Genomic DNA, 24,913 nt, shown 5'->3' on the forward strand with positions numbered 1-24,913 from the left:
GGATAGATGTGAAAACCGAAGGAAAAAGTGAGACGCACGATGTTAGTGCAATGGTCGCGGCCCGTGCGGGGCTTGTCGATCCGGTTGGCGGCGCTACACTTGGGGCATGTTTACAGGCATTGTTGAGAAGACCGCACGCGTGATGGCGATGACGCCTGGGCCGAAGTTTGTACGGCTGGTGATTCCCGACGACTACCACGACGTCGCCCATGGCGAGAGCATCGCGGTCAACGGGGTCTGCCTGACCGTCGCCGAGCTGGCGAAGGGAGAGCTGCACTTCGACGTGATCGCCGAGACGCTGGACAAGACGAACCTGGGGTTGCTCAAGACGGGCGACAGCGTACATGTCGAGCGGTCGCTGCGCGTGGGGGATCGGATCAGCGGGCACTTCGTGCAGGGGCACGTCGACGGGCCGGCGAAGCTGGTGGAGATGACGGACGCGGCCGACGAGACGCGGCTTCGCTTGCAGGTGTCGCCGGCGCTGTCGCCGTTCATCGCGCCCAAGGGATCGGTGACGCTGGATGGCGTAAGCCTGACGGTGGCAGCGGTGGACGGGGAACACTTCGAGGTGGCGCTGATCCCCACGACGGTGCAGATGACGAATTTGCTGCAGCACGATGTGGGTTGGCCGTTCAATTTCGAAGCGGATATTATTGGGAAGACGGTGGTGGCGTATTTGATGAGGACGGCGGGTCGTTAATGACCAATGACCCAACCAGAATGAACAAACACCAATGACCAATGAAGCCGGCGCGAGGCCGTTTGGACATTGGTGATTGGAATTTGATTGGTCATTCGGATTTGGTCATTTGTCATTCGAAATCACCCTCACCTGGCCTCTCCCGGCGTATGCGGGCGAGGGACCGGAGTAGGAAAACGATCGTCCTGATTCATTCGGCAATCGACATTCGAAATTCGGCATTTCCCCATGAGTTCCTACCGTCCCACCATCGCGATCACCATGGGAGAGCCGGCGGGCATTGGGCCTGAGGTGGTGGTGAAGGCGCTGGCCGACCCGGTGCTGCGGCACCGCGCGCGGTACATCATCTACGGGATGAATGAACTGCTGAGCTACGCGGCCGACCTGGCAGAATTCGACGTCTTCTGGTGGCGCGACCAGTTCAACGGGCGGCTGCGCAGTTATCCGCACGATGTCGTCGTAGTCGATTACGACATGTACAGCCTGCTTGGCAGCGCCGTGCGCAGCCCCAGCAAGATGGGCGGCGAGGCGAGCATGCGCTTCTGCGTCGACGCGATCGAGGCGGCCCAGAAGAAGCTGGTGGACGCCGTGGTGACGGCCCCCATTGCCAAGGAAAGCTGGAAGCTGGCGGGGTACGGCTTCCCTGGCCATACGGAACTGTTTGCGACGAAGACGAACGCCCGCCACTACGCGATGATGTTCGCGGGCGGGCCGCTGAAGGTGATTCTGGCGACGGTGCACATCCCGCTCAACAGCCTGTGGGGCCGGCTGAACATTGGCGCGGTCTTCCACCCGATCGAATTGGTGCACAAGACGCTGATCGAGTGGTTCGACATCGAAAAGCCCCGCATCGCGGTGGCGGGCGTGAACCCGCACGCGAGCGAAAACGGGCAGTTTGGGGACGAGGAGGAACGCATCATCTCCCCCGCCATCGCCATGGCCCGCGAGCAGGGAATTGACGCGACGGGCCCCTATTCGCCCGACACGGTCTTCTTAGCGGCGCGTGATGGAAAGTTCGATGCGGTCGTGGCGATGTACCACGACCAGGGATTGATCCCCGTGAAGCTGTTAGCGTTCGACCAGGCGGTGAACCTGACGGTGGGCCTGCCAATCATCCGCACCAGCCCCGATCACGGCACCGCCTTCGACATCGTCGGCCGCAACCGCGCCAACCCCGGCAGCATGCGGGCCGCGATTGAACTGGCGATCGATTTGTCGATCAAACGCCACAACCGCGACGCATTGCAGCGCGAGCACGAACGGCAGCATCCAAGAGAAGAATCGTAAACCGGCCCCCTCTTCTGTAGGACAGGCATTCCTGCCTGTCTCTCCCTGTGGGACGGACATTCTTGTCTGTCTCTCCCCCCGTATTCTCGCTTCTGTGGCACAGGCATTCCTGCCTGTGTCTCTTCTGTCTTTTGTCTTTCGTATTTTGTCTTTCAGTGTGGGGCGGACATTCTTGTCTGCCACGCGGCGCTCGCCGCGATTGCGAAGCGGCAGAGACGCGAAGGCGCGAAGGACACGAAGGACGTTGCGCCGGATCCACCTCAACTGCGCAGCGCGTCCGTAGAGATGGATAGCGTGCTCTTTGACAATCGAATAGCCGACGTGCGTGACATCTGGGATCCCCATTCCCATCACCCGATGGCGCAATATGGTGCACAATGGTGCACGGATTCGTGTTTTGCCTTACCCAAACCGCCGTCCAGATACGGGTTCGCGTTACGTTCTCCGTCTCCTTCGCGTCCGCCTTCGCGACTTCGCGTCTCTTTTGGATTTGTGGAAGCGCAACGCATGCAAAGCAAAGAGAGACAGGAAAGAACGTCCGTCCCATCAGAAGATCAAAAGAAAGAAGAGACACAGGCAAGAATGCCTGTGCCACAGAAGAGAGAATACGGGGGGAGAGACAGGCAGGAATGCCTGTCCTACAGAAGAGGGGCGACGGCTCGGGTTAAGCCTGCGTCTCGACCGGGAAGCCCGCCTGCCGCGCCTTGCGGGCGGCAATGAACGATCGCACGCACAGCACGATGTAGACGAGCAGGACGACCGCCATGATCGCCTGTGCCCGAACGGCACCCGGGCGGGCGGGCTCGGTGCCGCCCATCCAGGCGAACGCCTTGAATAAGCCCGGGGCGGCCCCCAGGAAGCCGAGCAGCGCAATCGTGACGGCGGCGTGCATCACGTGCTTGTTCAGCTGGGGTTTGGCAGCGGCGATGGCACCAAGGATCAGCAGGATGACGCCGACGACGGATGGAATGAACGCCGTCAGGCTTTTGACGTCGCTTAAGGCGTAGCCGCCAGCGCCGAGCAGGATTAGTAGAACGCCGAACGCGATCGTGATTTTCGCCATAATTGTTCTCCGTCAGTTGAAGGCGGAGACAGTCTAGGCGCGGCGGTGACCGGGCACAACCGGCTGAAGGACTGGAAGCGGGTTGTTATTGGAGGGGTGCCACCGGCGGATTGCCCGCCCGTGCCTTTGATCTATCGAGAGGAAAATACGGGCGGGCAAGCCGACGGTGGCGCACAGGTTTCGACGGGGAAATCAGCCGGCCTTGCGATACCGCGCGTTGCGTTGCTGGGCCATCGGCTCGCGCATCAGCTGCACGGAGCGCTCGATGATGGCCTGCGTGTCGCGGTCCAGCAGTCGTTCCAAATCGGGTGAAAGTCCCAGTTCGGTCAGGACGGCTGAGGGGACGATGTCGATCTCCATGTCGGCGCAGTAGACGTGGCTGTACTTCACGAGCTGGTTGGCCACGTGCACGATGCTGACCGCGCGGAACATCTCCGACGGCATCGCCAGCACCGCGCTGTCGCCGGCGGGCATGTGGTGCAGGCGGATGGCCTCGACGAGGTCGCCGGGCAGTTCCCACTTGGCGGCGAGGAAGCCACCGATGAACGCATGATCGGCGCCGAAGAGCCGGCGTTCGCGCGCCAGGAAGCTTTCGTCGCCGTCGTGCTTGTCCCAGATCTGGCCGACGATCTGCGGGAACGTGCTGTTGATCGCGAGCTTGCCGATGTCGTGCAGCAGCCCGATCGTGCCCGCCAGCCACGGGTCGACACCGCCCACGCGCTTGGCGAGGTGTTCGGACGTCTGCGCGACGGCCATGGAGTGGAGCCAGAGTTTTTCCGGGTGATAGCCCTTCGTGCGCTTCGCATCGGCGGATGCAATGCCCATCATCGGCCCAAGCTTCAGCCGGACGACCAGGGCCTTCACGGTGGAGAAGCCCAGGTAAGCAACGGCCTCTTCGAGCGACAGGATCTCCCGCCGAAGCCCGAACGCGGCCGAGTTGACCATGCGGAGGATGCTGGCGACCAAAATCGGTTCGGTGCCAACGATGCTCGCCACGCTGCGGGCGGTCGAGCCCATGCTGTTCAGCTCGCGCAGGATGTTGTGGACGGCACGTGGTAACGGCGGGATCTTTTCGAGGCCCGACACCACCTCGTCCAGCAACTGCGACTTCTGAAGTTCGTTGACGTCGGCGGGACGGATCTTGGCGCCTTCGGGCGGGGCCGCAAAGAGCGCGGGTGTGACGGCCGGACTGGTCAGGTCTGTTCCGACGCGTTCGTCCCACTGCGCGTCCACCTGCGCGAAGGAGTCGTCGGCCGCCTTGCGATTGCTGCGCCAGATGACCGCAACGGTGCCGCTGAGCAGAAGGGTGGCTGCGATAAGTACGATCCAAGCCGCCATGCGCGTCTCTCCGTCTCGGCCCGCGGAAATAGGGAAAGGGCTACCGGTTGTTATCGGATGGAGCGGCGCAAAAAGTTCAGTCTGGGTAAGTTGGGGGATGAGAAAGACCACGCGACCCGCCACTGGCGAGACGGTTTGCCTGCCGTAGGGGCGACGCAAATGTCGCCTATACGTGACCTACCCCTGCCGGCGGCCGTGCAGGTCGTTGGGACCACCGCCCGCGCGGGCGAGCGACGCCCAGTCCGTCAGCTCGACGGCCGCCACGATGTCGGATGGCAACGATGGGTCGATCGTCGCGTCAGGCACCACCGCCAGCAGCGGGGCTTTCGTCCAGCGCTCGATCTGGCGCAGGTTGGTCTCCTCGGCCACGCCCGCGCGGTCTACTGGGTAGCGATTGATGACCACCCCCGCCACCGGCACTCCGGCGCTGCGCAGGGCGACCACGGTGAGAACGCTGTGGTTGATCGTGCCCAGCCCCGGCCGGGCGACGACGACCGCGGGGGCGTTCAGCCAGCGGGCGGCGTCGAGCATGAGGTGCTGCCCATCGATCGGCACCATAATGCCACCGGCCCCTTCGACGATCAGGATGTCGCAGTCGCGCGACATCAGGTCGATCGACCGCTGGACCGCGTCCCAATCCACCGGCTCGCCCGCCCGCTCGGCCGCCACGTTCGGTGACAACGGCTCGGCGTAACGGTTGGGACAGATCACCTCCAACGGATAGGCCACGTCGCCACAGTGGGCGAGGAACTCCGCATCCTCCGACACCAGGCCCTCGCGCCGCTGTACGCAGCCACTGGCGACGGGCTTGAGCGCCCCCACCCGCGCGCCTCGCCGCCGAAACCAGTCGGCGATCGCACCGGCGACTACCGTCTTGCCGACGTCCGTATCAGTGCCGGTGATGAAGAGCGTGGGGATGGTGGGTGGCCGGATCATCATTATTCGCGAGATTCTACGCCTTCACCGTGGCATGGGCGTCTCGCCCATGCTTGTTGTAAGGCCGAGCGATCTCGTTTGTGGGTAAATGCACGGTCAGCGCCGCACAGCACTAAAAAATACTCTGTTCCACTCCGTACGCATGGGCGAGACGCCCATGCCACGGCCGGAGCGGGCGGCCGCTAGAGACTAGAAACCTCTGTCGCGATCGCATCAATGATTCGTTCTAAGTCCCCCACGGGCATCGCCAGTGGTGGCATCATCACGAGCGTGTCGGCAAGCGGCCGAATGATGATCCCGTGCTTGCGGATGGCTTGGCAGACCGCCGCCCCGACGCGCCGCTTGCTGTCGAAGGGTTGCTTCGTCTCGCGGTCGGCAACGAGTTCGATGCCGACCATCAGCCCCTTCTGCCGAAGGTCACCCACGTGCTTCAGCGGGCGAACCTGTTGATCCAACGCGCCCGCGAGCCACGCGGCCTTCTGCCGTACGCTCGCCAGCAAATCGTTTTTCTCGAAAAGGTCGAGTGACGCCAACGCCGCGGCGCAGGCGAGCGGGTTGCCGGTGTACGTGTGACCGTGGAAGAACGTGCGCCCGTCCCACGGTTCACCGAGGAACGCGTCGAAGATCCGCTGGGTCGCGAACGTTGCCGCCAGTGGCAGGTAGCCGCCGGTGATTCCCTTGGCGACGCACATTAAATCGGGTGACACGCCTTCATGTTCACACGCGAACATGCGGCCGGTGCGCCCGAATCCCACTGCCACCTCGTCGGCCACCAGCAGCACGTCGTACCTGTCGCACAGCTCTCGCACGCCGCGCAGGAAGCCGGGCGGATGGACGATCATTCCCGCGGCGCCCTGCACAATCGGTTCAATGCAGACCGCGGCCAGCCGTTGGTGGTTCTGCTCGAGGATGCGCTTCAGACACGCCAGGCACTGCGTCTTCACGTCCGAACTTGGCGAACAACCTACGCGGTCGCACGTGTCGTTGTTACAGCCGCACGTGGCGGCAAAACGGTACTCGAAGGGTGTCGGCGCGTAATGCACCTTAAACAGCATCGGAAAGTACGGCCGATGAAACGCCGTCGTCCGGCCGATGCTCATGGCCCCCACCGTATCGCCGTGATACGCCTCGGTGAACCCGACAAACTCGCACTTCTCCGGCCGACCGACGTTGTACCAGTACTGGGCCGCCAGCTTGAACGCGACCTCCGTCGCGGTCGCGCCCGCGTCGCTGTAGAACACCTTCGTCAACCCCCGCGGCACGATCTTCATTAACCGCTCGGCCAACAAAATCGCCGGCTCGCTGGCCAGCCCGAGCATGGTCGTGTGCGCCACCTTGTCCAGCTGCGCCCGCACCGCGGCGTCGATCTCCGGCACTCGGTGGCCGTGTACGTTGCACCACAAGCTACTGACACCGTCGAGATAGCGGTTGCCGTCCGAATCGATCAGGTGCATGCCCTCGGCTTCGGTGATGACGAGCGGTTGGTCCTCCATCCACAGCTTCATATGCGTGAACGGGTGCCAGATGTGCCTGCGGTCCAGGTCGCGCAGCGCTTCGGTTGAAAGATCGGAAGACGTCGTTGTCATGGCGGCCCCACTGTATCGCTAAGCACCGCACGTGGCACGTGCCGCTGCCACACCGCCCCACGATCCGGATGACCGACCTGATCCATAGCCGTAGCAGCCTCAGGAAAAAGTGGAGGCTGTTGTTTGGCGGATAGACGCGCCGAGCGGCTTTCACCACGCTACAATGTGGGCGATGAACCAGTTGGAAGAACTCAGTCCGTTAGAGCGAATGATTCGCCAGCAGCTCATGGATCGCGGCATCCGCGACCCGCGGGTGTTGGACGCAATGCGTGCCGTGCCGCGCGATCAGTTCATGCCGCGTGAGCTGCGCGAGAAGGCTTACGCCGACGGCGCCGCGCCGATCGGTCACGGCCAGACGATCAGCCAGCCGTACATCGTCGCGCTCATGTCGCAGCGGTTGGACGTGCAGGCGAACCACCGCGTGCTTGAGATCGGTACCGGCACCGGTTACCAGACGGCAGTGCTGGCGCAGCTGGCGAAAGAGGTCTACACGATCGAGCGCATCAAGCCGTTGCTCGACGAGGCATTCGAACGGCTGCTGTCGCGCGGCTACAAGAACGTCCACTTCCGCCACGCCGACGGCACGCTCGGCTGGCCGGGCATCGGCACGTTCGACCGCATCCTGATCACCGCCGGCGCGCCCACGTTGCCCGAGAAGATGCTGCGCGACCAGCTCGCCGATGGTGGCCTCGCATTGCTGCCCATCGGCCCGATGGAAAGCCAGATGCTGACCGAGGTCCAACGCTACGGCGACCGCTTGGAAACCGTCGACGTCTGCCCGGTTAGGTTTGTCAAACTGATCGGCACCGAAGGCTGGAGCGAAACAGAAGGTGGGTGAGCACAAGCGCCGCCTGCCTCCCCCCAAATTGTCATCGCAAAGGGAGCCTAAGGCGACCTGAGGGATCTCGATCGACCGGACGGCGCTTGCCTTGGGAGATCCCTGAGGTCGACAAGCCTCCCGTCGGGATGACACTCCGAGTGAGCTTGCAGTTTGCTCTGGAGCATCCGCTTCGGCCATCATACTGTCGGAATGTCTGCCGCCCCCATCACCACCCTTGAAGGTATCGGCCCCAACCGCGCCAAGGCGTTCGCGGAACTGGGCGTGAACACGCTCGATGAGTTGCTGAACTACTTCCCGCGCGACTACCGCTCCGAGTCCGCCGAGCGGCGGATCGCGGATTTGATCGAGGACGAAACCCAACCCGCGCGCGGGGAAGTGGTAGCGGTCGATTATCTCGCCGGGGGTCGCCGCCCGCGGTTCGAAGCGACGCTGGACGACGGCAGTGGCAAGATGGGGATGGTCTTCTTCAACGGCGCCTACTTGCGAAACAAGATCCGCCCGGGCATGCACCTGCGCGTGAAGGGGCGGGTCAAGTTCTTCCGCAACCTGCCGCAGATGAGCAACCCCACGTGGGAGCCCATCGCCACCGATGCTGCGACCATCGAAGAGGCGGCGTTCATTGCCGTCTACCCCGCCAGCAGCAAGCTGACCAGCGACGCGATCGCACGCACCGTCGCGGCCAACATCGATCGGCTCACGCACGACGTGAACGAGTGGTTTGCGCCGGACCTGCTGCGCAAGCGCAACCTCATCGGCCGGCGCGAGGCGTACCGCCTCATTCACACGCCGACCAACGAACGCGAGGCCAAGGCCGCCCGGCGGCGCCTGATGTACGACGAGCTGATGCTGATGCAGCTTGGCCTGGGCCTGGGCAAGCGCCTTCGGGATGGCAGACTGACCGCGCCGGTCATGCGGCTCGACAAGCTGCTCGACGAGCGCATCCGCGGTCGCTTCGGATTCGATCTCACAAACGCCCAGCAGAACGCCGTCTGGGAGATCATGAAGGACCTGCAAAGCGGCCGGCCGATGAACCGCTTGTTGCAGGGTGACGTGGGCAGCGGCAAGACGGTCGTGGCGCTCTACGCGATGCTCGTCGGCGTCGCCAACAAGCTGCAGTCGGCCATTCTGGCGCCCACGGAAGTGCTGGCGGAACAGCACTTCCTCACGCTGCGCCGGGCGATGACGGGGTCGACCGTGAACGTCGGCCTCTACACGTCGCGCACGAAGCGCAACAGCAAATCGCAGATGCTGCGCGATTTGGCCGACGGCAAGGTTCACCTGGCGGTCGGCACGCAGGCGTTGATTCAAGAGGACATCCGGTTTGCCAATCTGGGCCTTGTCGTGGTGGATGAACAACACCGCCTCGGCGTGCGCCAACGGGCGGTGCTGAAAGACAAAGGGCTGTCGCCGCACTACCTGGTGATGACCGCCACGCCCATTCCGCGCACGCTGGCGCTGTCGTACTTCGCCGACTTCGACGTCAGCGTGATCGACGAGCTGCCCCCCGGCCGTGTACCGATCAAGACGCGCTGGGTGACGCCGAAGCAATCGCACGTGGCGTACGATCTGATTCAGCGCGAGGTGGCCGCCGGTCGGCAGGCCTACATCGTGCTGCCGCAGATCGAGGACAGCGGCGCTGACGAGGCGAAGTCCGTCATCAAGGAATTCCAACGGCTCTCCACCGGCCCGCTGGCGGGCCTACGACTGGCGCAATTGCACGGCCAGATGAACGCCGACGAGAAGCACACCGTCATGAGCGCCTTCCGCGACGGCACGATCGACGTGCTGGTGGCGACCACGGTGATCGAGGTCGGCGTGGACGTGCCCAACGCCACCGTCATGCTCATCGACAACACCGAGCGCTTCGGCCTGTCGCAGTTGCATCAGCTGCGCGGCCGGGTCGGGCGCGGCACGCACGCGTCTTTCTGCGTGTTGCTGTCGGAGGCGTCCAGCGAGTCGGCGAAGGAGCGCATCACGGCCATGTGCGACACGTCCGACGGCTTCGAGATCGCCGAGCGCGACTTGCACCTGCGCGGCCCGGGCGAATTCTTCGGCACGCGGCAGCACGGTTTGCCCGAGTTCAAACTGGCCGACATCACCAGCGAGTTGGAACTGCTGCACGTGGCCAAGGACGATGCCCTGGAATTGCTCGCGGATGACCCGAAGCTCTCCACCCGTCCGCACGCCGCGCTGCGCGATGCGCTGGCCGTGCAGTTCGGCGAGACGCTGCGCCTAGCGCAGGTTGGCTAGTCGCCATTGCTTTCAAATCCTGGCGCGTCTATCCGCCCTGCCGTGCCGTCCCTATAATCGCGCGTTATGGAAACGCAGACGCTTCGCCTCGGCCACAGCCCCGATCCCGACGACGCCTTCATGTTCTACGGCTTAGCCAAGGACCTGCTGCCCTCCGGCAAGTGGCGCTTCGAGCATGTGCTGCAGGACATCCAGACGCTGAACCAACGCGCCATGCAGGGCGAGCTGGAGATCACCGCCATCAGCATCCATGCCTACCCGTACGTGGCCCACAAGTACGCCCTGACCAGTTGCGGCAGCAGCATGGGCGACAAGTACGGCCCGATGATCGTCACGCGCCAGCCGATGGGCATCGACGATTTGCGCGGCAAGACGATCGCGATTCCCGGTGAAATGACGACCGCCTTCCTCACGCTACAGTTGCTGCTCGGCAAGGGATCGAAAGGCAAATTGGACGACGCCGGCGCCGCCGCCGGAATGGCCGCCGCGCCCGCGGATCTGCCCAACCGCGCCCACAACCCCGAAGCGTCGCCCGCGTTCTACTACGAGGTCGTCCACTTCGACCAGATCCCCGCCTACGTGCGCGACGGCAAGGCCGACGCCGGCCTGCTCATCCACGAGGGCCAGCTGACGTTCGCCAACGAGGGCCTGCACCTCGTGGTCGACCTTGGCTCCTGGTGGCACGACAAGACCGGCCTCCCCCTGCCCCTCGGCGGCAACTGCATCCGCCGCGATCTGGGCCAGGAGGCCATGCAGGAGGTGACGAACATCCTGAAAAAAAGCATCCAGTACAGCCTCGACCACCGCGCCGAGGCGGTCGAGTACGCCCTGCAGTTCGGGCGCGACTTAAACCGCGAGTTGGCCGACAAGTTCGTCGGCATGTACGTCAACGATTGGACGCTAGACTACGGTCCGCGCGGCCGCGCGGCGATCACGCGCTTGCTGAGTGAAGGGGCCAAGGCGGGCATCGTGCCGGACGTCGGCGAGATCGACTACGTGATGGCCCGATGACGCGCGGTGCGACTCGCACGGTTGGTGGGTGACACCGCCATCACGCGCATAGCTGTGTGCAAGCCTGCGCCGAACGCCAAATGCGCCGCCAACACATAAGCGTGCCGTCTTAACGGTGTCCGCTGCGGGGGATCGCCGAAGCCGATCAGCGGCATGGCGATCTCATCGCCCATCAACCAGACGGCGGTGCCGAAGAGCGTGCCGTGGCCGGACTGTACGAGCGGTCGCATGCGGGTCGTCGACAGCGCGCCGTAGACCATCCCGGCCGCGGCGCCGAAGGCGAAGTGGAACACGGTGCCCAAGGGGCGGCGCGTGTGGGTTGGCAACCGAGAACCCGTGACGATTTGCCCCAATTTGTCGGCGGCCCGCTCGCTTTCGGCGCGTTCGTGATGATGCGAGCGCGGTTCCCCCTGTGGCCACTGCCCTTTGCCCACGCCCGCGTTGGCCAACCGCCTGCGGGCCTCGTGTTTATCGGCCGGCTTCTGCGCCATCGCCAACGCCGCCCGCGACCAGCTGGCCATGAACGCCACCATCACCGCAGTGCCCACTAATCCACCGACCGCGCCCGTGAAGGCCGCCCGGGATGTGCTCGTTTCACCGATGGTAATTCGCTGGATTCGCATCAACATCCAATATTACCGGCCCCCAGTGCGGTCGTCGGCTGTGAAAATCGTCCGCACGGCGGCAATCGTGCCGAGCGCGACCACTGGGATCGACCTTATCGCCGATAAGTTCCGCTTTACCGCCCTGTCCGTCCACTTCACGTCTCCTAAACAGTTGGTTTCGCCCGCGCCGCCGTGTCGGGCCGACATGTACCGACACGACACGGGACCGGAAACGTGTCGATACGACTCTCCCCGACACGCCGGAGAAAGAAATTCGTGTCGATACGCCGTTCCCCGACACGTCAACAAAGAGAAAGAGTGTCGGTACGCCGCTCCCCGACACGACGGCGCCGTGAAAGAGTGTCGGTACGCCGCTCCCCGACACGTCAGCGCGGAGAAAGCGTGTCGATACGCCGCTCCCCGACACGTTTTCTTCGAGATCGTGTTGAATATTATCGGCGGCGACTGAACGTCTTGCTCGCCCGATCGCTTCGTACGGCAGGATTAGCACACGCACGGCGGCGCCGTCCAGATGTTCGTCCTTGGAACCGTGCTACCTCAGAGGGTGTTCATTAATACGGTCGCGTTCGCCTTCACCGTGGCCTGGGCGTCTCGCTTATGCGTGTGTCAGGTCAGCTGATCTGGTTGGTTTTCGAGGCGCGATCGGCGCAACAAGCCCAAACAATCGCTTTCGTTCCAATCCGGCGGCATGGGCGAGACGCCCATGCCACGTCCGCAGCGCACCCATCGGACTTAATAAACACGTTCTCAGGCAGCGAGTCATCCCGAGGGGAGCGGTATCCGCTTGAAGGACCTCAAATGACCGACGACGGTCCTCGACCGTAACGATCCCTCGGGTCGCTGCCGCTCCCGCTCGGGATGACACAGTTGCGCCGAGACGCGACACCTGAAGTTGAACCGCCCTAACGAAAACTTCCATCTCGAGCGGAACGCGCGTCTCCGTAGCGTGGCACGGGTTTTCAACCCGTGTTTCCTTCTTGGGGAACACGGGTTGAAAACCCGTGCCACGAAATGCCACCGCTACGATGTTTTGCAATCCGCTCGAAGCGGAGACAACGCCGATGACGCCGAGACGGCGAAGTCAGGAACGAAGCAACGGGATAGCGGACGGTGGGCGTTTCGTTTCCTGGCGCTTTTGGCGATTCCGTTTGCTCGTCGGACGTTCGTAACACGTTTTAGGTTCGGTCTGAGAAAGTTCTTCGTGTTCTCAGACAGAACCTAGTGAACCACGCGTTCGCCCTTCGGATCGCGGGTCATCAGTTCGGTGAGCGCAGCGATCACGTCCTTGTCTTCGAACAGCACCGAGTAAAGCGTTTCGGTGATCGGCATCTCCACGTTGTACTGCCGCGCGAGCATGCGGACCGACTTGGTCGTGGGCACGCCCTCGGCGACGCTGTCCATCTTCGCCAGCACGTCGGCGAGCTTGCGGCCCTTGCCGATCTGTTCGCCCACGGTGCGGTTGCGGCCCTCGGGGCTTACGCAGGTGGTGATGAGGTCGCCCAGGCCGGCCAGGCCGCCGAAGGTTTCCTCGCGGGCGCCCATGGCCACGCCGAGGCGGGTGATTTCAACCAAGCCGCGCGTCACCAGCGCGGCCTTGGCGTTGTTGCCCGCTGCCAGGCCGTCCAGAATGCCCGCGGCGATCGCGATCACGTTCTTCGTCGCGCCGGCCAATTCCACGCCGACCACGTCGCTGTTGGTGTAGACGCGGAACCACTGCGTCGCGAAGGCATTCTGCACGCGCTGCGCGACGCCGAGATCGTCGCACGCCGCCACCGCGGTGGCCGGCAGGTACTTGGCGATCTCACCGGCGATGTTCGGGCCCGACAGCGCGACCAGCGAACGCTTCGCGGGCGTAGCCGATTCACCCAATGCGTCGGCGATGATCTGCGTGGGGCGCAGCAGCGTTTCGTTCTCGATGCCCTTGGCGACGCTGACGACGGGCATGCCCGCCGGCACGTGTGGCCGCAGGCGGCGCCAGACGCCCCCCATGTACTGCGTGGGGATGGCCGACAGGATCATGGTGGCGCCGTTGAACGCGTCGGCATCGTTGGCGGTCAACCGCACGTTCGCCGGCACGCTCACGCCCGGCAACAGCCGGCGGTTCTCGCGGTCCTGCATGAGGCGCTCGATCGATTCCTCGAACGCCCCCCACATCGTCACCGAGTGCCCGCCCTGCGTAAGCAGGATCGAGCAAACCGTCGCCATCGCGCCATCGCCGAGAATCGTTACGTGTTCCGCCATCGTGGTGCGAGTTTTACAGGAGCGGCGCGCTTCTGTCACATCGGTGAGTCCCGTCGTCGTCGCGTAACGGTGGCGGATCGATTACGTTACCCCCGTGAGCAACGAACGCATCAACGTCGTCGTCGTCGGTTACGGATTTGCCGGCCGATCGTTTCACACGTACCTCGTCGGCCTCGAACCGCGGTTGCGCCTGCATGGCGTCTGCGCGCGCGATGCTGAGAAACGCGCTAAAGCGGCCACCGAGCGAGGTTGCAAGACCTACGAGACCGTTGAGGCGGTGCTGGCAGACCCGCAGGTCGATCTGGTGGTATTAGCGACGCCGCACGACACGCACGCGCCGCTGGCGATCGCGGCGCTACAGGCGGGCAAGCATGTGGTGACGGACAAGGTGATGTGCCTGAACAGCGTCGAGTGCAACGCGATGATTAGCGCTGCCGACCAGGCGGGGAAGCTGCTAACCGTGTTTCACAACCGGCGGTGGGATGGCGATTTCCTGACCGTGCAGAAACTGATGGCCGATGGGCAGATGGGCGACGTTCGCTGGATCGAAATGTCGTGGCAACGTTACGGGGTTTGGGGTGGCTGGCGGGCGACGCTGGAGAAAGGGGGTGGCCGTACGTACGACCTGGGCGCACACATGCTCGATCAGGCGCTGCTGCTGTTCCCTGAGGAAGTCGAATCGGTCTACACGCGCATGCATCGCGACTGGCCCAGCGCACCCACTGAGAGCCACGCCACGATCACCCTCGTTTTCGCGGGCGGGCGCACGATCGTGATCGACGTCGGCAGCATGACCCGCTGGGCCAAGCCGCGATTCCACCTGGTGGGGCCTGACGCGACCTTCATAAAGTACGGTGAGGACCCGCAGGAACCGGCCATGGTCGCCGGCGACATCGACACGGCCCGCGAGCCGGAGGCGAACTTCGGCAAGCTGTATACGGGCCAGACCAAGACCGGCCACGGCGCCACGCCCGTTCCCACGCTGCCCGGTCGATGGCGCAGCTTCTACGAGAACGTCGCCGACGCGCTGGTAGACAACGGCCAACTGACCGTCACGCTGCCGCAGATGCGCCGCCTGATGAACGTAGTCGATGCGGTGTTCGAATCGGCGAGGACCGGCGCGGCGGTGCAGTTGAAGCAGAAATAGGACGCTTCGGCCACGAATAGGCACAAACATTCACGAATGAGAGACAAAGCGACCGGCCTTTTCTTCTATTCGTGACCCTTCGTGGGCGATCCCTATTCTACTTTTTCGCTTCTTCCCCAAACGCCTTGGCGATCTGATCGCTGTACTTCTTGGCCAGATCGAGGTTTTCCTGCGGGATGCCCTGCTTCATCTGATCCAGGATTTCCTTGTTCATCGCCTCCATCGGCGCCAGGTCGGCCAGGGACTGCTCGTGGCGGGCGATCTCGGCCTTGGTGCTTTCGATATCGCGCTCGTGGCGTTCCTTCAGCGCCGCCTGCTCGTCTTCATCTAAAACCAGCGTAGGATCGGCGACCTGCTTCCCAAGCTTCTCGGCCTTCGTGCGAGCCGTGGCGGCGGCCTGCTTGGCCTCGGCCTCACGGTCGCGTGATTCCTTCGCGCGCTCGCGGCTGGTTTCCATCTGCGCCTTCTGCTCGTCGATGTACGACGCGCGATCCTCGGCGGCCACGTCGGCCGGTGGGTTCTTCATTTGCCGCTCGTACGTCGCGGCCTCGGTGTCGTAATCCTTGGCTTCGGCGCTGGCGCGCTCGGCCTGCTCGTCGTACCCCTTCACTTCCTCCTGCGCGTTGTTCTGCTGGTTCTTCAGATCGTCGACCACGCTCTGCCGCTCATCGTCCGCCACGGCACGCCGGCCGGACTTCAGCGCGGCCTCCTGCTCCGCCAACTTCTGTTTCGCCGCAGCAATCCGGTCGGCGATCTGCTGCTTCTGCTTGTTCAGATCTTCCGAGGCCGACGTGAGCATGCCCTGCACGATCCAGCTTTGCGTCGCCTGCTCATGCACCCACGTCCACTCATCCTCGGTCAGGTTGTGCTTGGCCAGGATTTCGTTCCACTTGTCGCCCGTCTGCGAAGCGATCGCCATCGCTCCGAGCCCGGAGGCGTTCTCCAGCCGCTTGCCCGCCGTGGTCCACAGTTCGCGCAGGTCCTGCATTGTGGCGACGTAGCTCTGCATCTGCTTTTCGCTCAGCTTCTTGTCGTCCGGTGGGCTCCACTGGGCAAGCGACACCGATGCCGACAGGAACAACGTCATTGCGACCGTTGCGCTCGCACGCTTCAACTTCGTCTTAAACATCTTGAATCCAACTCCTTAAACCGATTTGTTTCACCGCCGCGATCGGGGTGCGGTAATAAGATACCGAACCGGACTGAAGGTTAGCAAAATGCGTGAGTTTCAAAGTTGCAATGCCGTCCGGGTATAGCCGTGACCTTGCCTGTGTATCGCCCTGCGCCAATAATCTGTCTTGGCAAGGAAGGTTTTCGGTATGTCGTGGATTGAAAACAGGTTCGAAGAAGGCGTGATCGTCACCAGCTTGGATTTCTTTATCAACTGGGGCCGCAAGAACTCGCTGTGGCCGATGACGTTCGGGTTGGCGTGCTGCGCGATTGAAATGATGGCGGTTGGGGCGTCGCGCTTCGACCTGGACCGTTTCGGCGCCGGGGCGTTCCGCGCCACGCCACGGCAGGCGGACCTGATGATCGTCAGCGGCACGGTGAACTACAAGATGGCCAGCCGTGTGCAGCGGCTGTACAACCAGATGGCGGATCCCAAGTATGTCATCGCGATGGGCGCCTGCACGGTGGGTGGTGGGCCGTACTTCAAGTATGGGTACAACGTGGTGAAAGGCGTGGACTTGGTGATCCCGGTGGACGTCTACGTGCCCGGATGCCCGCCGCGCCCCGAAGCGTTGATGGAGGGGATCATGCGGCTTCAGGATAAGATCGCGCGGAAGTCGATCGCGGCCCATCGCGCGCCGCAGGCCGCGCCGGAAGAACGGAACGTGCCGCAAATTCCGGCGCTTGTCAGCACGTAAACATTGCGATGCGGATGGCCGTTGTCGTGGCGGCAAATTGACACGCCTGCCGGTGCGCGTATGCGATCGGTCCGCAATTTCTCTATCGCCAATCGTGCGCGCAGTCGCTACAGGTCCACTGCCGCGTGAGGAACGGGATCGGGAAGCCCAGCAGCAAGATGGATAGCGCGGCCGAGCGGCGCGTCATGAAACGCCGGCGCACGTTCGAAGAACCGCACGCGGGGCATTGCGGGACGTTGGGTGCGTAATCGAGCTGCCCGTCGCCAGCGGCGTCGTCGACTTCATCATCAACATCATCGCGTGCGATCAGCTTCGAGCGCGCGGGCGTCGTCCGTAGAAAGGCGATGGCCTGCTCCGCGTCGCGCGCGTCGACTACAAGGCTGAAACGCTCGAAGAAATCAGCCGCGTCGCCGACGGGTGCGTCGGCTCGCACGTGAACCTGGATGCCGCGTCCTTCCAATGCGGTCGCGGCGAGTTGTGCCTCGCCGCCATCCTGGAACATCGCGATGGGCGTCGGTTGCGGTTCAGAACTGTACGGCAGCACGTCGGCGCCCCCGGCCAGTGGGCCCGGCCGCTCGAGCGCCTGTCGCGCACGGTCCGAATCCGCGGCCGGCACCTGAACCTTGATGCCGCCGACCGCGTTGGCGTACAGCCACTGAGTCGCGACGAGGTTCTCGTCGAGCAGCAAGCAGTCGATCCCCTCCGATTCCAGTTTGATGCGGGCCATCTGCGCGTCGGTGGGTTCCCAGAACGTCGCGACCGTAACCCAATCTCGGTCATCACCGAAATGGTCGTCCTCATCCTCCGTCGGTGGTTCGTCCGGCGGCGATGGCACCGAAGCACGCGCAGGACGGTCAACGGGATCGGCGAAAGCCAGCGGCATCGCTAGATGCTACTGCCAAACGACACAAGGCGGTACCTGCGAATGGCAGGCACCGCCTTGGATCTCTGATCGAAACTGGCCGCGACCGGACGACGAGCGGTTACCGCTCGTCCTGGTAGGCGTAGTAGGTTTTGATGTTTCGGCCGTAGTACCCGCCGCCTTGAGCGCGAACGGCGTTCAGGATCACGCCCAAGTGCTCCGCCTTCAGTTGGCGAAGGGTATCGCGCATTCGCAACAGCAATCCGCGGCTGTTGCTACGGGCCCGTGCGACCGTAACGACACCGTCGACACGCGGGGCGAGCGCGATCGCCTCCGACACGACCATGATCGACCCGCTGTCAAAGATCACGTGGTCGTACTCTTCGAGCGTGCGCTCGATGAAGTCGACGAGCAGCTGGCTTTCGAGCATTTCGGTCGCGTTGCCGGGCTTGCCGCCACTGGTCAGCACCGACAGGTTCGGCACCGCGGTCGGGCGCACGCATTCGTCGAATGCGTTGATGTCCTGCAGAACGTCCGTGAAGCCACGAGCGTTGTCCACCTCGAAGATCTTGTGCAGTGACGGCCGGCGGAAGTCGGCGTCGACGATCAGGATGCGCCGGCCGTTGAGCGCAAGACCCGCGGCCAGGTTGCACGCAACTACGGTCTTGCCGTCGTTGGGGCCAGGGCTCGTGATCAGCAGGCTCCGCGTTGTGTCGAGCGACGCCGCGTACTGCAGCCGCGTTCGCACCTGGCGCAACTGGTCGGCCATCATGCTGGTCGGGGCATCGAAGATGACCAGCGGCAGGCGCGAGCCGGCGGCCTGCGGGTCGTCGTCCTCGTGCGGGATCATGCCCAGGAAGTTCAGCTGACCAATGCGGTGGATGTCGCGCGGCGAGCGGACGGTGGTGTCCGACACCTCACGCAGGAACGCGATGCCCGCCGACAACAGCAGACCGATCGCCACCGCGGCGGCAAGCGTCAGCTTCAGCTTGGGGAACGACGGCAGGTCGGGCGTTTCCGGGGGCTGCGCCCACGTCACCTTGGCGGTGTCCTGCGGGTTGGCGGTGACGCTCATCAGTTCGAGCGTGTCGTCGACTTCCTTCTTCTGGTCGCGCAGGAACTTCTCCTCGTCCTGTGCGTTCAGGTAAACCGACAGCGAATTGTTCAACACGCCCAATTCCTGCTTCATCTTGTCGATCTCGTCCGACAGCGTCTTGGCCGACTGTTGATTGGCGGAAAGCTCAGACTGCAACTGTTCGAACGCGGCAACCATCGACTTGTTCAGCTTCTGAGACCGCAACAATTCCAGCTTATCGCGCAGCGCCGTGATGCTGGCCTGCTGAGCGATCGTGCGGGGGTTGTTGGCCGTAGCGGGGTCGACCGGCTGCATCTCCGCCATGTTTAGCGAGCGCTCTAGATCCTGAAGAACGGGGTCGCGATCGATCTCCAGCTGGATCGACGCCGGCACTTCACCGCGGTCGTTCTGCTGCTTCATCGTGCCGAGCTTCGCCTGCAGCAGTTGGCCCTCCATGTTCAGCTCCAGCAGCTGCTGGACCCGGGCCGACATGTTCATTTCCTTCACGCTCAGACGACCGGGCGCGCCCATGCCCTCGATGTTCAGCTGAATCTGCTTCTCGCGCAGCTCGCGCGACAGTTCGTTCAGCCGGCGGTCGTACTGTGACTTGAGGCTGTTCAGCACGGCGCGGCGCTTGGACGTGTCGTCCTGCGACACACGCTGTTGGTTGCGCAGGTGCTGGTCGATCACGTCGCGCACGATGTCGGACGTGTCCTTCGGCTCCGAGTACGACATCGACACCGCGATCAACTTCGACTCGACGATCGGCGAGATCCGCAGCTCATCGGCGAGGTCGCTCTTGGCCCTCTGCACCTGGCCGTCGTACTGCGCGAACCACTTGGTCTTCTTGATCTGCGCTTCGGGGTTCTGGAAGACCTGGCTCAGCAGCGACTCGTGGCGCAACAGCTGAATCTGGCCCTTCTGCTCGTAGGCGATCGTGTTCAGGTCGATGTTCTGCGCCGTGCTTGTTAGCGGGTTGTTCAGCACCGCCGGCTGCACCTGAATGAGGCCGGTCGACGTGTACTTCTTGTGGTACGTGTCCAGGTAACGGTTGGCGAAGTAGCCTCCGATGACCGAGAGGACCATGATGGGGATCGTGATCCAAAGGTTGGCGCGGAAGATGCGCCAGAGGTCGGCCGGTGTAATCACCGGTGCGGGTGGCTGCATCATGGGGGGCATGCCACCGGGCGTGCCCGGCATCGTAATCGCGTTGGGGTTTGGGCGCGGCATGCGCGAGGGCGTGGTTTGCGGCAACGTCGTCATTCGCTAGCTCCTGGCGGACGCCACGGTGGGCGTCCCGATTTCAATCTACTAATAGGAGTCGGCCGTTCGGCGCGAGCGCCCTTCCCTAAATCGTCGTACCATCCGTACGACCGGTTAAGCAAACGCGGCTTATCGGACGCAGTACCCGAAAGTTTATCAGGTTCGCCCGCTCAATTCGCCCCGGTGGCACCTACCGGGCCGTCTTTCGCACGCATCATTTCCTTGGCCCGGGCCAGCGAGCTCTCGATGCGAGCCTTCAGCGCCGGGTCGACCGATTGCTTCTTGCTTGCGGCGGCCTCGTAGGCCTCTATCGCCAGCGTCAACTGCCGTTCGGCCTCTTCGGGATACGGGGTGCCCATGCGCAGGTAGCCCTCACCCAGATGATAGTGCGCTTCCATGAACGGGGCACGGTTCACGACTTGCCGCAGCAGGTCGATCCCCTCGTCCACCTTACCCGACAACACGAGGATCCAGCCCTGCGTATCGTAGACCATGGGGTCGAACCGCCCCGCCCGGCGCAGCTGTTCGTAAGCACGGCTGCTGTAACCGAGCGCTCGCTCGGGTTGCGGTGGCGTGACCGACTCGGCGAGCAGGCAGGCGATGTTGTTCAACGCCGCCATGTCATCCGGGGTCTTCTGAAGCAGCTTGTCGTAAGCCTCCTGTGCCTTGTTCGGCTCGGTCGGTTGGGCCGACAGGTAGAACGCGCCGGCGAAGCGCAGCAACTGGATCTGCTCTGGATTGGAGGCACCGTCATACTGCGCCATTGCCGACTCGAGCGTCGTGCGGGCATTGGCGTAGTCCTTCTGGTTCAAATACAGCGACGCGGCCAACAGCTTCCAGCGCACGCCTTGATCCAGGCGCGGCTGCAGTTGCTCCATTGCCTCGATGACGCCGATCTGATCGGCCCAGGTGGTGATGACGGCGCTGGCGGCCTCGTCGCTCTTGGCGGCGTCGGCGGAACGCAGCGCGGCGGTGAGGTCGGCGACCGCGCCGGCGCGGTCGTTCAACGCCTTCTTCGCGATGGCCTTGTACTGGTGCGCCCACCACACGTCGGCGGTCGCCAGCACCTTGTCGGCCTCGGCAATCGCGGCCTTCTGGTTGCGACCGCGAATGAGCAGGTTGATGTAAGCGCTCGTCAGGTTCGCGTTGTTTGGCGCCGCGGCGAGCGCTGATTTCATCCGGCTGGCGGCCTTGTCGAAATCGCCTCGGGCGGCATAGGCGTTCGCCTCGGCGTTGAGCCACTCCGGATCGGCCTGCAACGGCGCCAGGGTGCTCGCCTCTCGCAGCAGCCCGTCGACCTCCTGTGTCATGTTGCTGCTGACGTACAGGTCCAGCAACCGAAGGCGCAGCGGCTTGTTCGATGGCGTCAGGTGCACGCCACCGCTCAACACGCGGATCGCCTGGCTCGAATCGTTACGCATGCGGTAAGCGTCCGCCAGCGCCACGCGAACGTCGACGTTCCGCGGGGCGGCATCGCTGACGGCAGACAGATCGTTGATCGCCGCATCTGGGTCGGGGCTGGGCTGCCGCATGCGAACGAGCCCGCGCACGTAGAGCGCCATCTGGTTCTTCGCGTCGCGCTTCAACACGGTCTCAACCTGCTTCAGCGCGTCGTCGTACCGCGATTGGTCCAGGTAGGTGCTGGCGAGCAGCGCCTGCATCTCGACGGAGTCCGGCTCAAGCGTGAGCGAGGCCTTCACGGCCTCCTCGGCCTCCTTGAACCGACCGGCGGCCGAGAGGATGTTGATGAGCTGACGGCGCACCTGTTCGTTCGGGTCGCTCGCCGGCAGCAGTTCGATCGCGCCGTTCACCTTGCCACGATTGGCCAGGAATGCCGCGGCCCGCTGCCGCACTTCGACGGCGTTGTTGCTGCGCTTCAGCGCGACGTTGTGCGCATCCTCGGCCTCGTCCAGCCGGTTGGTGCGCGCGTACAGCTCGGCCAGCATCAGCTGCGGGTCGGCCTTGTCCTTCCACTCTTCACGGGCGGCGAACGCGTTGAGCACCTTCTCGGCGGTAGCGACGTCGTTCATCGACATCGCCACGTCCGCCTTCAGCGCCACCAGCGACCGCTCGGCCGGCCACTTGGCGACTGCCTTGGTCAGTAGCTCGCTGGCCTTGGCCAGGTTGGCCTCGCTCTCCTTCTTCCCATCGACGCGCGACGCATTGAACTGCGCCGCCCGCACGTACGCGCCGGCCAGCGACTGCCAGTTTGCCATCGTCTCCGGGTCGTCCTTCAGGATCTGCTCGCGCGCCGGCAGCACCGTCAATGGATTGCCGTAGTTCTGCTGATGCGCCAGCTCCGCCTCGCGAACGGCAGCATCATTGGGGAAAGTCCGGCGAGCCCGCGCAATGTAGCGCTCGGCTTCGTCGGGCTTGGAGACCTGGTAATAGCAGTCGATCAGGCCCTTGAACGCGTCCAGATTGTTGTTCTGTCGTTCTAGCGCGCGGGTGTATTTGTCGATCGCCTGCGCGTGCTTGCCGGCGGCCTGCTGCGCTTGGCCGTGGCAGATCCAGCTCTGCGCGAAGTTCGGCATCTTCGTCGTCAGTTCGAGCCCGATCGACTCGGCCTCGGCGACCTTGCCCTGCGCCATCGCCAGACGGAAGCGGTAGACGAGCCCGTCGGCCGAGTCGCGATTGGCCTTCACGAGCGTCGGCACTTCCTTGGCGGCCTCGTCGAACTTACGCTGCGAGAGCAGGATCTGGAACTTGATGTCGGCGACGTCGGGGCTGCCCGGCTTTGCCTGCTCGGCCTCAGCGAGGTGTTTGAGGGACTGGTCGAGGTTGCCCTGGCTGCGCTCCAGTTCAGCCAGCTGTAGCGCACGCGTGTAGGGGTCCGTGACCTGATTCGCCCGCTCGGTGGCGCGCTTGATCACCTCTTCGCGCGACTCGCCACTCAGGCGCAACTTCAGCATCTGCAGGACCTGGTTTTCAGGTTCCGTCGCCAAGCCAGCTTCAACCGCGGCGATCGCCTTGTCCTTCTGATCGGTAGCGCCGTAGAGCTGCGCGAGGTTCACCGCGACGTCGACGTCGCCGGGGAAGGCCTTGGCGGCGGCTTCGAGCACGGTGATCGCCTGCGCGCGGTCGCCCAGCGCCAGCGCGGCCTGCGCCTTGGCGCGGTGGTCTTCGCGCGTCGTCTGCGGCATCTTCGCGAACAGCGCCAGCGCCTGGTCGCGCTTGCCCTGGAGCAGGTGGACCTGGAAGCGCATCCGGGCCAGTTCCGGCGCATCGGGCGCCATGCGCTCCAGCACGTCCAGCTGCGCGCTTGCCTCTTCGGCCTGTTGGTCGGCCAGATAGAGCTGGGCGAGTTGCAGGCGGGCAGGCCCGAAGTCCACGATCTGCAGGAACGTCGCCTTGGCCTCACCGGTCTGCTTCAGCGCGCTGTAGGCACGGCCGAGTTGGAAGAGCAGGTCGTAGTCCTTGTTGCCCGAGGCGGGATTCACGAGGCTCAGGGCCCGGTTCAGCGTAGCAACAGCTTCGACGTACTGCCCCTGCAGGACCTGGAACTTGCCCTTCGTGCGTAGCACGCGAAAGTCCTCACCGTTCTTCTCGGCGAGCGCGGCCAGGCTGGCGTCGATCTCGCTCTTCAGGCGGGCGCGCTCCTTGGCGTCGGTCGTCTCGCCGAACGCCATCACGCGCAGGTTCGCCGCGGTGAGGTCCATGTGATTGCGTACCCCGCGCGCCGCCACGCGATCGAAGACCGAGGCGTTGGGGTCGGGTGGCAGCGGCGCGGTCAGCAGCTTGATCGCCTCCTCACGCTTTGCGGGGTCGGCACTAAGCAGTCCAACCAGTGCCAGTTTCGGTTCGTGCTCGTAAGGCACCTGTGCAATCAGCTCACGCAACACCTGTTCAGTGCCAGCCTTGTCATTCTCACGCTGGAGCTGACCGGCCCAGGCCATCCGAGTTTCCGTGTAAAGCGGGTCGGTCGGCTTGAGGTCGTTCTGCGCTTCGGCCAGCAGCGTCTTGGTGAGCGCGCTGTACTTGGTCGACAGTTGCGGGTCAGCCTCGAGCTGGTCGATGACCGCGTAACCCTGCGCCGCGCGCAGCGCCATGGCCGCGTTGTCCTCCTGTCCCTTGATCGACTTGTCCAGGTACGTTGCCAGTGCGTCGAGCTCTTTGCGGGCCGCGGTGGAACGTTCCTCGTCGGAGCGGTTGACGCGCAGCGCATCGCGGGCGCGTTGGCTATAGGCGGCCACCACCCATTGAACGGGATCGGCGTCGGTGGGGTTCTTCTCGGTGGTGGCGATCAGCGCGGCGATCGATACGTCGATATCGGTGCCGTCGATCGGTACGCCGCCCATCCACAAGCGGATCTCGCTCGATTCCTTCGCGACGATTGCGGCGTGATCGTTCGGCTCGATCGCGAGGATCTTCCGCGCCACGTCGGACGTCGCGCGAAGCGCACCAGGGTTCGCCTCGGTGGTGATCTCGGCCTTGTACGAATCCATCAGGCGGCGCAACGCGGGCAGGTATCGGGCGTCGATTTCCAGCGAGGCCTGATAATAGCCACGGCTCTTACCGATCAGCTCGCGCGGGTCGCTCTCCTTCGCTGCCAGCTGCTCGTGTACCTCGCCCAGCAGCACCGGGATCTCAGGGTTCCGCTGCGACAGGTAATATGCCCGGCCCAGCGCGCGCGACGCCTCGTCCCAGTTCTGCTCGGCCATCAGGGTGCGGCCCTGCTGCGTGAACTTCTCGGGGTTGTTGCGCAGCTTCTTCACGACCATGGCGGTCGTGAACGCGCCCACGCTGCCCACCACGACGATGATGGTCAGGATGACAAGGAATCGGGTATTAACTCGGCGTGCCATTTGGTCCTTGTGTC

At 64.0% G+C, this 24,913-nt stretch carries 17 protein-coding genes; 7 read left to right on the forward strand and 10 right to left on the reverse strand.

Annotated elements, in window-relative coordinates:
• The first annotated feature begins 106 nt into the window (after nt 1-106).
• Both VGN72_00605 and pdxA read left to right on the forward strand, forming a co-directional pair.
• On the forward strand, nt 107-700 hold the full coding sequence (locus VGN72_00605; GenBank protein HEV7297836.1) for a riboflavin synthase: 594 nt from the start codon (nt 107-109) through the stop codon (nt 698-700).
• Nucleotides 701-928: 228 nt separating this feature from the next.
• Nucleotides 929-1,987 (forward strand): 4-hydroxythreonine-4-phosphate dehydrogenase PdxA, encoded by a 1,059-nt coding sequence (pdxA, locus tag VGN72_00610; protein ID HEV7297837.1) that lies wholly within the window; start codon nt 929-931, stop codon nt 1,985-1,987.
• Between the two features lie 664 nt (nt 1,988-2,651).
• Here pdxA and VGN72_00615 read toward each other — a convergent pair.
• From VGN72_00615 to bioA, 4 genes are all read right to left on the reverse strand, one after another.
• Complete coding sequence (locus VGN72_00615; GenBank protein ID HEV7297838.1) at nt 2,652-3,050, reverse strand: hypothetical protein; 399 nt, start codon at nt 3,048-3,050, stop codon at nt 2,652-2,654.
• Nucleotides 3,051-3,242: 192 nt separating this feature from the next.
• A complete protein-coding gene (locus VGN72_00620) occupies nt 3,243-4,388 on the reverse strand; it encodes an HDOD domain-containing protein (GenBank protein HEV7297839.1) in 1,146 nt (381 codons plus the stop codon).
• A 177-nt stretch (nt 4,389-4,565) separates the two neighbouring features.
• Nucleotides 4,566-5,327, reverse strand: a complete 762-nt coding sequence (gene bioD, locus VGN72_00625) for a dethiobiotin synthase (protein HEV7297840.1) — start codon at nt 5,325-5,327, stop codon at nt 4,566-4,568.
• A 179-nt stretch (nt 5,328-5,506) separates the two neighbouring features.
• Complete coding sequence (gene bioA / locus VGN72_00630; protein ID HEV7297841.1) at nt 5,507-6,910, reverse strand: adenosylmethionine--8-amino-7-oxononanoate transaminase; 1,404 nt, start codon at nt 6,908-6,910, stop codon at nt 5,507-5,509.
• Nucleotides 6,911-7,082: 172 nt separating this feature from the next.
• On the opposite strand from bioA, the gene VGN72_00635 reads away from it, so the two are divergent.
• From VGN72_00635 to VGN72_00645, 3 genes are all read left to right on the forward strand, one after another.
• On the forward strand, nt 7,083-7,748 hold the full coding sequence (locus VGN72_00635) for a protein-L-isoaspartate(D-aspartate) O-methyltransferase (protein ID HEV7297842.1): 666 nt from the start codon (nt 7,083-7,085) through the stop codon (nt 7,746-7,748).
• 192 nt (nt 7,749-7,940) lie between these two features.
• Nucleotides 7,941-10,001 carry an ATP-dependent DNA helicase RecG gene (gene recG / locus VGN72_00640; GenBank protein ID HEV7297843.1) on the forward strand — a complete coding sequence of 687 codons (2,061 nt, stop codon included), beginning with the start codon at nt 7,941-7,943 and terminating at the stop codon, nt 9,999-10,001.
• Nucleotides 10,002-10,067: 66 nt separating this feature from the next.
• The gene (locus VGN72_00645) at nt 10,068-11,012 is read left to right on the forward strand and encodes an MqnA/MqnD/SBP family protein (protein ID HEV7297844.1); all 945 of its coding nucleotides are present in this window, start codon (nt 10,068-10,070) and stop codon (nt 11,010-11,012) included.
• Here the strand turns inward: VGN72_00645 and VGN72_00650 are convergent.
• Nucleotides 10,994-11,635, reverse strand: coding sequence for a DUF1440 domain-containing protein (locus tag VGN72_00650; GenBank protein HEV7297845.1), 642 nt, complete (start codon nt 11,633-11,635; stop codon nt 10,994-10,996). The two genes, VGN72_00645 and VGN72_00650, sit on opposite strands and share 19 nt — an antisense overlap.
• Before the next feature lie 1,221 nt (nt 11,636-12,856).
• Entirely contained in the window at nt 12,857-13,879 is a 1,023-nt protein-coding gene (locus tag VGN72_00655; protein ID HEV7297846.1) for an NAD(P)H-dependent glycerol-3-phosphate dehydrogenase, read from the reverse strand.
• 94 nt (nt 13,880-13,973) lie between these two features.
• Between VGN72_00655 and VGN72_00660 the strand changes: the two genes are divergently transcribed.
• Nucleotides 13,974-15,026, forward strand: coding sequence for a Gfo/Idh/MocA family oxidoreductase (locus VGN72_00660; protein ID HEV7297847.1), 1,053 nt, complete (start codon nt 13,974-13,976; stop codon nt 15,024-15,026).
• A gap of 97 nt (nt 15,027-15,123) precedes the next feature.
• Here the strand turns inward: VGN72_00660 and VGN72_00665 are convergent, their stop codons facing one another.
• Nucleotides 15,124-16,155 (reverse strand): hypothetical protein, encoded by a 1,032-nt coding sequence (locus VGN72_00665; GenBank protein ID HEV7297848.1) that lies wholly within the window; start codon nt 16,153-16,155, stop codon nt 15,124-15,126.
• A 190-nt stretch (nt 16,156-16,345) separates the two neighbouring features.
• On the opposite strand from VGN72_00665, the gene VGN72_00670 reads away from it, so the two are divergent.
• Nucleotides 16,346-16,894 (forward strand): NADH-quinone oxidoreductase subunit B family protein, encoded by a 549-nt coding sequence (locus tag VGN72_00670; protein ID HEV7297849.1) that lies wholly within the window; start codon nt 16,346-16,348, stop codon nt 16,892-16,894.
• A gap of 82 nt (nt 16,895-16,976) precedes the next feature.
• On the opposite strand, the gene VGN72_00675 is transcribed toward VGN72_00670, so the two are convergent.
• From VGN72_00675 to VGN72_00685, 3 genes are all read right to left on the reverse strand, one after another.
• Nucleotides 16,977-17,621 (reverse strand): hypothetical protein, encoded by a 645-nt coding sequence (locus tag VGN72_00675; protein ID HEV7297850.1) that lies wholly within the window; start codon nt 17,619-17,621, stop codon nt 16,977-16,979.
• A gap of 256 nt (nt 17,622-17,877) precedes the next feature.
• A complete protein-coding gene (locus tag VGN72_00680; GenBank protein ID HEV7297851.1) occupies nt 17,878-20,094 on the reverse strand; it encodes a polysaccharide biosynthesis tyrosine autokinase in 2,217 nt (738 codons plus the stop codon).
• 170 nt (nt 20,095-20,264) lie between these two features.
• Nucleotides 20,265-24,899, reverse strand: a complete 4,635-nt coding sequence (locus VGN72_00685; protein ID HEV7297852.1) for a tetratricopeptide repeat protein — start codon at nt 24,897-24,899, stop codon at nt 20,265-20,267.
• Nucleotides 24,900-24,913 lie beyond the last annotated feature (14 nt).

It is taken from the genome of Tepidisphaeraceae bacterium, from assembly GCA_035998445.1.
Taxonomy (GTDB): Bacteria; Planctomycetota; Phycisphaerae; order Tepidisphaerales; family Tepidisphaeraceae; genus DASYHQ01.